This is a genomic window from Neobacillus sp. plas4, from assembly GCF_057221695.1.
The window spans coordinates 269,652-280,000 of sequence record NZ_CM170152.1 but is presented as its reverse complement, the minus strand read 5'-3'; the positions used below and the strand labels follow the sequence as shown (position 1 = coordinate 280,000).

Here is a 10,349-nt window from a genome sequence, read left to right as displayed (position 1 = left end):
AAACAAACAAGTAACAGTCAACGTTTATCAGTCCACAAGGACTGTATATTCCTTAGAAAGGAGGTGATCCAGCCGCACCTTCCGATACGGCTACCTTGTTACGACTTCACCCCAATCATCTGTCCCACCTTAGGCGGCTGGCTCCTTACGGTTACCCCACCGACTTCGGGTGTTACAAACTCTCGTGGTGTGACGGGCGGTGTGTACAAGGCCCGGGAACGTATTCACCGCGGCATGCTGATCCGCGATTACTAGCGATTCCGGCTTCATGTAGGCGAGTTGCAGCCTACAATCCGAACTGAGAATGGTTTTATGGGATTGGCTAAACCTCGCGGTCTTGCAGCCCTTTGTACCATCCATTGTAGCACGTGTGTAGCCCAGGTCATAAGGGGCATGATGATTTGACGTCATCCCCACCTTCCTCCGGTTTGTCACCGGCAGTCTCCTTAGAGTGCCCAACTAAATGCTGGCAACTAAGAACAAGGGTTGCGCTCGTTGCGGGACTTAACCCAACATCTCACGACACGAGCTGACGACAACCATGCACCACCTGTCACTCTGTCCCCCGAAGGGGAACGTCCTATCTCTAGGAGTGTCAGAGGATGTCAAGACCTGGTAAGGTTCTTCGCGTTGCTTCGAATTAAACCACATGCTCCACCGCTTGTGCGGGCCCCCGTCAATTCCTTTGAGTTTCAGCCTTGCGGCCGTACTCCCCAGGCGGAGTGCTTAATGCGTTAGCTGCAGCACTAAAGGGCGGAAACCCTCTAACACTTAGCACTCATCGTTTACGGCGTGGACTACCAGGGTATCTAATCCTGTTTGCTCCCCACGCTTTCGCGCCTCAGCGTCAGTTACAGACCAGAAAGCCGCCTTCGCCACTGGTGTTCCTCCACATCTCTACGCATTTCACCGCTACACGTGGAATTCCGCTTTCCTCTTCTGTACTCAAGTCCCCCAGTTTCCAATGACCCTCCACGGTTGAGCCGTGGGCTTTCACATCAGACTTAAAGGACCGCCTGCGCGCGCTTTACGCCCAATAATTCCGGACAACGCTTGCCACCTACGTATTACCGCGGCTGCTGGCACGTAGTTAGCCGTGGCTTTCTGGTTAGGTACCGTCAAGGTACCGGCAGTTACTCCGGTACTTGTTCTTCCCTAACAACAGAGCTTTACGACCCGAAGGCCTTCATCGCTCACGCGGCGTTGCTCCGTCAGACTTTCGTCCATTGCGGAAGATTCCCTACTGCTGCCTCCCGTAGGAGTCTGGGCCGTGTCTCAGTCCCAGTGTGGCCGATCACCCTCTCAGGTCGGCTACGCATCGTCGCCTTGGTGAGCCGTTACCTCACCAACTAGCTAATGCGCCGCGGGCCCATCTGTAAGTGTCAGCGTAAACCGACTTTCAGCTTCCCCTCATGAGAGGGAAAGAATTATCCGGTATTAGCACCGGTTTCCCGGTGTTATCCCAGTCTTACAGGCAGGTTGCCCACGTGTTACTCACCCGTCCGCCGCTAACCTTGAGGTGCAAGCACCTCAAGATTCGCTCGACTTGCATGTATTAGGCACGCCGCCAGCGTTCGTCCTGAGCCAGGATCAAACTCTCCAAGAAAGTTGATATAGCTCATTTGTTACGTTGGCTTAGCTTTTTAAAAAAGCTAAAAAATTGTTTGTTGACGTTCTTGTTTGTTTAGTTTTCAAAGAACAAGGCTACGACGTTGTAAAAACATCGTGATAAACTTCAATGAATTTACTTCTTGCTGCCTTGCGACGAGCTGAAGGATAACACCTTCTAATAAGCTATGGCGCAGGGACAATTAAAATAAAAATTGGAGCGGGTGATGAGAATCGAACTCACAACATCAGCTTGGAAGGCTGAGGTTTTACCACTAAACTACACCCGCATATATAATATTGAATGGTCGGGAAGACAGGATTCGAACCTGCGACCCCTTGGTCCCAAACCAAGTGCTCTACCAAGCTGAGCTACTTCCCGTAAATAATGGCGCGCCCGAAAGGAGTCGAACCCATAACCTTCTGATCCGTAGTCAGACACTCTATCCAATTGAGCTACGGGCGCAAACTTTTGAAGCGAACTTTTATATTGTATCAAATGTTACTTAAGATGTCAACATCTTTTTTTTGGTGCGGCCGAGAGGACTTGAACCTCCACGGGGTTGCCCCCACTAGGCCCTCAACCTAGCGCGTCTGCCATTCCGCCACGACCGCATACGTTTTAGCGACATTTACAATCATACCAAATTATTAACTGTATTTCAAGTGGAAATAATTGGTTGGTGCGGGTGAAGGGAGTCGAACCCCCACGCCTTGCGGCGCCAGATCCTAAGTCTGGTGCGTCTGCCAATTCCGCCACACCCGCATAATATAAACTTATTTTGCTATCGCAAAAGGAAAGTTATTTTCGCTAACGCATAAGGACGTTTATTTTGCTGTCGAAAAAAACTTGGTGAGCCATGAAGGACTCGAACCTTCGACCCTCTGATTAAAAGTCAGATGCTCTACCAACTGAGCTAATGGCTCACAATTGCTTAAAATACCTTTCGGTATTTTTCGCAAAATCCGCCGAAGCATCTTCAGGGATGTTATGATTTGGCTGGGCTAGCTGGATTTGAACCAACGCATGTCGCAGTCAAAGTGCGATGCCTTACCGCTTGGCTATAGCCCAATATTACTATTGATAAAATAATGGCGGTCCGGACGGGACTCGAACCCGCGACCTCCTGCGTGACAGGCAGGCATTCTAACCAACTGAACTACCGGACCGAATAATGCTTTAGATAAGAAACAGGAAATGAGCTATAATCATCTCCCGTCCCTGATGACCCCTACGGGATTCGAACCCGTGTTACCTCCGTGAAAGGGAGGTGTCTTAACCACTTGACCAAGGGGCCTAAATATTTTATGGCGGAGAAGGAGGGATTTGAACCCTCGCGCCGGTTACCCGACCTACACCCTTAGCAGGGGCGCCTCTTCAGCCTCTTGAGTACTTCCCCATAAAAATGGCTCCGCAGGTAGGACTCGAACCTACGACCGATCGGTTAACAGCCGATAGCTCTACCACTGAGCTACTGCGGAATAATAATGAACTACACTGTTAAACAAGTCGCCAAACAAGGTCAATCAGCTTGTCGACTCTTTACATTATAATGACGTTGTATTATAAAGTCAACACGATTTTTCAATAAAACAACTTGTGAATATTTTCCTTATTCTTTCGATATTTCTTTTACCTTTGTTAGCTTGCCTTTACACTTTCCACAGACATATCTACTTGTATTAATACTTCGTTTCCTTATATATGACTGATTGCATTTTGTACATTCATAAATGAGAGTTTTATTAGGTGTGCGTTTCTTAGGTCTATCTAGCAGCGGACTACAAAATCTTGGTGCTCCCACTTTCTTCAATAACATTTTAAAATCTTGATCTCGATGCTGGTACCCTCTTCCTTCAAGATGAAGATGGTAATGGCAGAGTTCATGTTTAATGATACCAATTAATTCGTTCATGCCCAGTTGGTCTAAATATTTTCTATTAATATCAATATCGTGAGTACCAAGGAGATATCTACCTCCAGTAGAACGCAGCCTGCTATTAAAGGAAGCTTTATGCCTAAAGGGTTTACCAAAAGATTCAATTGAGATTTTTTCGACTAACTTTTGTAGTTCTTTTTCCTCCATTTAGTAACACTCCTTAATAAAGCGAACGTGACAACCTATTATAGCATATATTGTATATACCTATAATGATTCACTTTTCGGGAGGGTTAATCTATGCCGACTTGGTTTCAAAACCAAATGAAAAGAGCTTTCTACGAGAAGGACCGATACCAAATTAAACTGTTAAATCAATGCTGGTTTTTTTACAGAAAGAAACATATTTCTTAATTACAACTAGTTCTGCTAGGGAAGGAAAAAGGAGAAGTACAAATCTATTTCGAGATTTGCACTCCTCCCTTTTCATATTTTCATTATTAAAGATACTTCATGGTCACCATGAGCTCTATACCGCTATTTAGTCTTCAATGTTCTTCTATTCTTTAGAAGGAGGCAGCATAGTTAACGCCACTCTTCCCTTTTTCATATCCACCGAGTCAACCCAAACCGTTACAACATCGCCAACAGATACAATATCTAATGGATGTTTTACGAATCGGTTGCTTAGTTTGGAGATATGAACGAGTCCATCTTGTTTCACACCGATATCCACAAAGGCACCAAAGTCGACAACATTTCGAACCGTGCCTTGAAGCTCCATTCCCGCACTTAAATCTTCTAATTTAAGAACATCCTTTTTCAAAAGTGGACGCGGTAAGTCGTCACGAGGGTCTCGTTCTGGTCTTACTAGCGCATCGATGATATCTTTTAATGTTAGTTCTCCAATAGACAATTCAGCTGACACCGCTTTAAGATCAAGCCCACTTAATGCATCCCGTAATTCAGCTGTTCCTAAATCCTTGGCTGAAAAACCTAGACTAGTCAATAATTTTTTCACTTCATCGTAGTTCTCTGGATGAATTCCGGTTCGGTCTAACGGCTGCTTGCCATCTAATACACGTAAAAAGCCAATAGCCTGTTCGTACGTTTTAGCGCCAAGGCGAGGTACCTTCTTTAATTGCACCCGGCTAGTGAACTTCCCTTCCTCTTCCCTTTTCTTCACAATATTATGTGCCGCCGTTTTTGTTAACCCGGCAACATATTGCAGTAAGGAAGCTGAAGCGGTATTCACATTAACACCTACTCGGTTTACAGCTGTTTCAACCACAAAGTGCAGCGATTCCGAAAGACGCTTTTGCGTTACATCATGTTGGTATTGACCTACTCCGACTGATTTCGGATCAATTTTTACTAACTCAGCAAGCGGATCCTGCAGTCTTCTTGCAATCGAGACAGCACTTCTTTCTTCGACTTGAAAATCAGGAAACTCTTCTCTTGCAAGATCAGATGCAGAGTACACACTAGCACCGGCTTCATTCACAATTAGATAATAGATTTCTTGATCCATTTCCTTTAGGATATCTGCTACAAATTGTTCCGTTTCTCTAGAGGCCGTTCCATTCCCAATTGCCGCCATCTCAACTTTATAGTCACCAAGAATACGAATAAACTTATCCTTTGCTTCTTTTGTCTTTGATACAGGCGGATGCGGATAGATAACATCAATCTTTAACACCTTGCCTGTTTCATCCACAACCGCAAGCTTACAGCCTGTCCGATAAGCAGGGTCTACACCAATTACTACTTTTCCTTTTAACGGCGGCTGCAAAAGTAAGTTACGGAGATTTTCAGAGAAGATATGAATGGCTTGCTCTTCACCCTTATCTGTTAGCTCTCCGCGAATTTCTCTTTCAATCGAAGGCTGAATAAGACGCTTATAACTGTCTTCGATTGCTTCTAAAACAAGCGGTGCCGCTGGAGAGTGCTGATTTAGGACCCATTTTCTAGACAGGTAAGAAATGATGATGTCATTATTCATCTTAATGGACACCCGTAAGATATCTTCCTTTTCACCACGATTTAACGCCAGAGTGCGATGTGGAACAATTTTATTTACAGGCTCCTCATATTCATAATACATTTCATAAACCTTTTTCTCGTCCTTCTCGGCATCTTTTACTGTTGATTCCACTTTTCCCGACTTAAAGGTTTCGTTACGAATCCATTTCCGCCCTTCCGCATCATCCGATACCATTTCAGCAATGATATCTTTTGCACCAGCAATGGCCTCCTCGACCGTTAAGACTTCTTTATCTTCTGATAAAAATTCCTTTGCCTTTTCTTCAATAGAACTCTTCGGAAAAGTTAATAGCCATTCCGCAAAAGGCTCCAGCCCTTTTTCCTTTGCAACCGTTGCTTTTGTACGCCGCTTTTGTTTATAAGGCCGATATAAATCTTCAACCTCTTGCAGCTTTTCTGCTTTTGTTATTTTATGTGTAAGTTCATCAGTTAGTTTCCCTTGCTCAGCAATGGTCCGAAGTACTTCTCCTTTCCTTTGCTCTAGGTTTTGTATGTATTGCCAGCGTTCCTGGATATCTCGTATTTGGACTTCATCGAGCGCCCCAGTCATTTCTTTTCGGTAGCGAGCGATAAATGGCACAGTATTACCCTCATTCAGTAAAGAAATGACGCTTTTTACCTGCTTTTGAGGTATCGCTAATTCGGCAGCAACCTTTCCAAGCAGCTGTTCATCTTTCACAACTGTATCGTTCAAAATATAAACCTCCATTCCTACTTACCATATTGTATCAAATTATCTCAATTGATTCATATCGGATCATGTCCCTCTATAAATAAAAAAGAAGCAAGCTAAATAGCTTGCTAAGGCAGAAACAAATATGAGGTCAGAGCATAAGTATAAAAAAACGCTCTTTCCTAGAAGAGCGTGTGTAAATACTAAAATTCGATGAGACCTATACTTACTCGCAAGGCTTCATCCACTTTCTCCATCATTTCGTCATCGAGATGGGTTATTTTATCGGTTAACCGCTGTTTATCAATTGTACGAATCTGTTCTAAAAGTATGACTGAATCTCGTTCAAAACCGTAGCGCTTCGCATCAATTTCTACATGAGTGGGAAGCTTCGCTTTTTGAATTTGAGCTGTAATCGCTGCAACAATAACTGTGGGACTAAACCGATTCCCGATGTCGTTTTGAATGACAAGTACAGGACGGACGCCGCCTTGTTCAGAACCAACAACTGGGGATAGGTCCGCGAAATAAACGTCACCACGCTTGACAATCAAGGTATTACCCTCCGCTTACAAGACGTTCAACTGTGTGTTCTGCCTCAAATTCTGCTTGAAATGCTTCAGATGCAATTGTTAAATTGATCATTGCCATTTCCATGTATCCACGTCTCATAGACTCGCGAATTTGTCTCTTTTTACGTTCGCGTAAATACATTTTAGTCGCTTGATAAATAAACTCACTCCGGTTAACGTTTTCTAATTTTACAAAACCATCTAACTCGGTTAAAAGATGTTGCGGTAATTTCACTAAGATTTCCGTAGTTGCGCCGGATTCAGACACAAACATACACCTCCACCATCACTACACACCATTTTTTCTATCTACCATATTTAATAATACCACTTATTGCCCAACATGCAAATACTAATTCTAATACTTCTGTATTATAGGCCAAACAAACTACCTTTTATGCACGAAAAAATTCCGCACTAACATAAATATGATATTTTTTTAAAATTAGGCCATTTATTCCGGAAGAAGATAGTTTTTTAGTACGACAATTTTCCCGCCTTTTTTATATAAACGGGGTACTCTTGATGAGATGATACAAGGAACTTCATAATTAATGGTTTCTAGTTTTCGAGCAATTTCATTAACGGAAATGGACTCATTACTTTGTTTTCCGATTAACGTAACGGTCGTTCCGACTGGAACAAAATGCGGCAATTTAACCATACATTGATCCATACAAATCCTGCCAACAATTGGCACCCTTCTGCCCTCAACTAATACTTCCTGCCCCTGAAGCCGGCGGATCCATCCGTCCGCGTAACCGATTGGAATGGTTCCAATCCATTCTTCCTCTTCAGCCTCATATGTTGCACCATAGCTTACCTTATCTCCTTTATCAAGCTTCTTAACATGGACAAGCCGTGAACGAAGTGAAAAGGCCTCCTTAAGCGGGAAAGGCAGTTCATGCTCTATCTCTGGAGAAGGTGTTAATCCATACATCGCAATCCCAAGACGCACGGCATTAAAATAGGTACTAGGAAACCTTAATGAAGCAGCGCTATTGCTGCAATGAATATACTTAGGACGTTCCTTCACTACAGAGAGTAGGTCGTGAAATAAGTCTAATTGTTTTTCGAAGTATTGCAAATCTAGTTCATCTGCTGTGGCAAAATGGGTGAAAATACCCTCAATGGCCATCCGGTCATCATTTGAAATACTTTGTACCAAAGCTGTTAACTCATCCTTGGTACGGATCCCAATCCTTCCCATTCCCGTATCAAGTTTAATATGAACGGTAAGTACCTTATCAGGGGGCAAATAAGATTGAGCCGCTTTCACCCATTCCAATTGGAAAACCGTAATGGTGATGTCAAATTTAACCGCCAGTTCTACATCCTCTGGACGTGTTGCACCTAAAACTAAAATGGGTGCTTGGATTCCCTTATTCCTTAAGGCAATCGCTTCATCCATGAATGCGACGGCTAAATAGGAGGCTCCAGCATTCAGTGCACTTTCGGCAACTTTAAGGTCACCATGACCGTAACCATTTGCTTTTACTACAGCGATTATATCCACATTTTCAGGCAACAGTTTTTTAACAGAGGCAACATTTTCGGAAATGCAATCCAAATCAATTTCCACCCAAGTGTCTCTATAGAAAAAGCCCTGCTCTTGCATGTTCTCCACTTCCTATTAAAACTAAAGTCAGTATATATTTTATTTTTCCTTTTTGATTATCGAACTAGTTTTATCATATGTCAAATACCTTCTATACCCCAACATCTATATGACTAAAAGCAGTAACATCAAACAACCCTTTATCTGTAAGTTTTAATTCTGGGATGACTGGTAAACATAAGAATGATAAAATCATGAAAGTATTGTGTGAGTTGTGGTCTACAATGGTTTTAAGTTTTTCATGCATATTTAATAGTTTGTTGACTGTCACTTCATAAGGCTGGTCAGACATTAATCCAGCAATCGGCAGTTCTACCCGAGCTAGAATTTCACCAGCATTCACAATGACTAAGCCCCCCTGTGTTTTCTGTAATTCTTCTATGGCCAGGATCATATCTTGATCATTCGTACCTGCAGCGACAATATTATGTGAATCATGAGCAACGGTTGACGCAATTGCCCCAGACTTTAATTTCAAACCGTGTACAATACCCAGTCCAACATTACCCGTGCTTTTATGCCTTTCGCAAACCGCCATTTTAAGATAATCCTTTTCTGGGTTGCTTAGAAAGAGTCCCTCTTTTGTCTCTACAAAATCAACCCTTTTTCTAGTAATTAGTTTGCCTGGTAAAATTTCAATTATATTTGCCTTTTGTCCTTCTACAAGGGGTATTTGCAGCATTTTTTCAGTGATCTTTGAAGTTTTCACCGAATGCAGGATGGATTTTGAAATCTCGATTTGTTCTAAACTTTGCTGGTTCTCGATATAAACGATTTTTCCATTTTTAATTACTTTATGAACGGACAAATCAACGAGATTATCCACTATAACTAAATCCGCTATATACCCTGGAGCAACGGCCCCTTTATTATCAATCTCGTGACAGTTTGCATTGTTAATCGTAGCCATTTGGATGGCAATCAGCGGGTCTAACCCATTTTTAACTGCTAGTTTTATTGCATGGTTGATGGTGCCTTCCTCAACCATTTCGTCGAGGTGCTTATCGTCTGTACAAAAAGAAAAACGAGTACTATTTTTTGAAGATATGGCTGGCAGGACAGCCAATAAATCTTTCGCTGCAGAACCTTCTCTCACCAATACATTGAAACCCTTTCTAACACGGGTTAAGGCCTCTTTTGCATTTACCGCCTCGTGATCATTGCGAATCGAAGCGATACTATAGATATCAAGGATATCATCACTCAATCCTGCAGCATGGCCGTCAATGACTAACTTTCTATTTTTAACCATCTCAATCTTTTCCATCATATCTTGTTCCATATTTATGACGGAAGGATAATCCATTACTTCCGCCAATCCGATAACCTCATCACATTCTAACAGCTCTCTTAAATCATTAGAAGTGAGGGTTGCCCCATTATTTTCAAACTTCGTAGCTGGAACACTAGATGGTAATTTCATTAAGATATCTACGACAGAGTTTTTTGCATCACTTATCATAAAATTGATACCTTCTAAACCAGATACATTGGCAATTTCATGCGGATCGGTTACGACTGTTGTAATCCCGTGCTTAATAATCGCCCGGGAGAATTCAGATGGCCGGACCATGGTCGATTCAATATGAATATGTCCATCAATGAACCCAGGTACAATGTACTGATTCGATACATCTATTACCTTCTTGCCCGTTTCGAATTGACCAATCCCAACAATATAACCATTATGGATGGCTACGTCTCCCTTAAAGGTTTCCAAAGAAAAAACGTCTACAATCTCACCATTTTTTAATACTAAATCAACTTCACCGATCTTTTGGGCCTTTTCTATTAAGTCTGTAATCAATGCTTTCATGAGTATCCTCCACAGTATAGTAAAAAAAGAAGGTGGATAAGTTATACCCTCATAACTCTTCCACCATTCTTATTATTACTTAATTTGAATTTGCTAAACGTTTTTTTAAGAGGCGGCATTACTTCTTCGCTAATGGCCC

At 42.5% G+C, this 10,349-nt stretch carries 7 protein-coding genes, 11 tRNA genes and 1 rRNA gene; 1 reads left to right on the top strand and 18 read right to left on the bottom strand.

The features are described from left to right. Positions 1 to 56: 56 nt before the first annotated feature. The 13 genes from AC2TFD_RS01485 to AC2TFD_RS01425 all read right to left on the bottom strand — a co-directional run bounded on the left by AC2TFD_RS01485 (position 57) and on the right by AC2TFD_RS01425 (position 3,695). A 16S ribosomal RNA gene (locus tag AC2TFD_RS01485) occupies positions 57 to 1,606 on the bottom strand. 218 nt (positions 1,607 to 1,824) lie between these two features. Continuing rightward, positions 1,825 to 1,898: transfer RNA gene (locus AC2TFD_RS01480), tRNA-Gly, on the bottom strand. 15 nt (positions 1,899 to 1,913) lie between these two features. Next, positions 1,914 to 1,990: transfer RNA gene (locus AC2TFD_RS01475), tRNA-Pro, on the bottom strand. 7 nt (positions 1,991 to 1,997) lie between these two features. Continuing rightward, positions 1,998 to 2,074, bottom strand: a tRNA-Arg gene (locus AC2TFD_RS01470). A 63-nt stretch (positions 2,075 to 2,137) separates the two neighbouring features. After that, positions 2,138 to 2,223 (bottom strand) — tRNA-Leu (locus tag AC2TFD_RS01465). Between the two features lie 66 nt (positions 2,224 to 2,289). Beyond that, a tRNA-Leu gene (locus tag AC2TFD_RS01460) sits at positions 2,290 to 2,374 on the bottom strand. An 85-nt stretch (positions 2,375 to 2,459) separates the two neighbouring features. Next, positions 2,460 to 2,535 (bottom strand) — tRNA-Lys (locus tag AC2TFD_RS01455). 70 nt (positions 2,536 to 2,605) lie between these two features. Next, a tRNA-Gln gene (locus tag AC2TFD_RS01450) sits at positions 2,606 to 2,680 on the bottom strand. Between the two features lie 21 nt (positions 2,681 to 2,701). Then, positions 2,702 to 2,778 (bottom strand) — tRNA-Asp (locus AC2TFD_RS01445). A gap of 56 nt (positions 2,779 to 2,834) precedes the next feature. Next, positions 2,835 to 2,906, bottom strand: a tRNA-Glu gene (locus AC2TFD_RS01440). 11 nt (positions 2,907 to 2,917) lie between these two features. Beyond that, positions 2,918 to 3,008 (bottom strand) — tRNA-Ser (locus AC2TFD_RS01435). A gap of 7 nt (positions 3,009 to 3,015) precedes the next feature. Continuing rightward, a tRNA-Asn gene (locus AC2TFD_RS01430) sits at positions 3,016 to 3,090 on the bottom strand. Positions 3,091 to 3,221: 131 nt separating this feature from the next. Further along, complete coding sequence (locus AC2TFD_RS01425; protein WP_484674810.1) at positions 3,222 to 3,695, bottom strand: SprT family protein; 474 nt, start codon at positions 3,693 to 3,695, stop codon at positions 3,222 to 3,224. A gap of 93 nt (positions 3,696 to 3,788) precedes the next feature. Here AC2TFD_RS01425 and cmpA point away from each other — a divergent pair, with 93 nt between their 5' ends. Continuing rightward, complete coding sequence (cmpA, locus tag AC2TFD_RS01420; protein ID WP_095251326.1) at positions 3,789 to 3,902, top strand: cortex morphogenetic protein CmpA; 114 nt, start codon at positions 3,789 to 3,791, stop codon at positions 3,900 to 3,902. Between the two features lie 145 nt (positions 3,903 to 4,047). Here cmpA and AC2TFD_RS01415 read toward each other — a convergent pair whose 3' ends face one another. The 5 genes from AC2TFD_RS01415 to ade form a co-directional block, all read right to left on the bottom strand. Continuing rightward, the gene (locus tag AC2TFD_RS01415; RefSeq protein ID WP_484674809.1) at positions 4,048 to 6,225 is read right to left on the bottom strand and encodes a Tex family protein; all 2,178 of its coding nucleotides are present in this window, start codon (positions 6,223 to 6,225) and stop codon (positions 4,048 to 4,050) included. A gap of 182 nt (positions 6,226 to 6,407) precedes the next feature. Further along, positions 6,408 to 6,758 (bottom strand): type II toxin-antitoxin system PemK/MazF family toxin, encoded by a 351-nt coding sequence (locus AC2TFD_RS01410; RefSeq protein ID WP_034673264.1) that lies wholly within the window; start codon positions 6,756 to 6,758, stop codon positions 6,408 to 6,410. Between the two features lie 4 nt (positions 6,759 to 6,762). Then, positions 6,763 to 7,044 carry a CopG family ribbon-helix-helix protein gene (locus tag AC2TFD_RS01405; RefSeq protein ID WP_045519273.1) on the bottom strand — a complete coding sequence of 94 codons (282 nt, stop codon included), beginning with the start codon at positions 7,042 to 7,044 and terminating at the stop codon, positions 6,763 to 6,765. A gap of 186 nt (positions 7,045 to 7,230) precedes the next feature. After that, the gene (gene alr, locus AC2TFD_RS01400) at positions 7,231 to 8,394 is read right to left on the bottom strand and encodes an alanine racemase (protein WP_484674808.1); all 1,164 of its coding nucleotides are present in this window, start codon (positions 8,392 to 8,394) and stop codon (positions 7,231 to 7,233) included. A gap of 91 nt (positions 8,395 to 8,485) precedes the next feature. Continuing rightward, positions 8,486 to 10,210: an adenine deaminase gene (gene ade / locus AC2TFD_RS01395; protein WP_484674807.1), complete on the bottom strand. Its 1,725-nt coding sequence runs from the start codon at positions 10,208 to 10,210 to the stop codon at positions 8,486 to 8,488. Positions 10,211 to 10,349: the final 139 nt, after the last annotated feature.

What these genes read in the sequence shown, in the direction of transcription:
- cmpA (WP_095251326.1), top strand. Translation starts at nt 3,789, where the DNA reads ATGCCGACTTGGTTTCAAAACCAAATGAAAAGAGCTTTCTACGAGAAG.
- alr (WP_484674808.1), bottom strand. Translation starts at nt 8,394, where the DNA reads ATGCAAGAGCAGGGCTTTTTCTATAGAGACACTTGGGTGGAAATTGAT.
- AC2TFD_RS01425 (WP_484674810.1), bottom strand. Translation starts at nt 3,695, where the DNA reads ATGGAGGAAAAAGAACTACAAAAGTTAGTCGAAAAAATCTCAATTGAA.
- ade (WP_484674807.1), bottom strand. Translation starts at nt 10,210, where the DNA reads ATGAAAGCATTGATTACAGACTTAATAGAAAAGGCCCAAAAGATCGGT.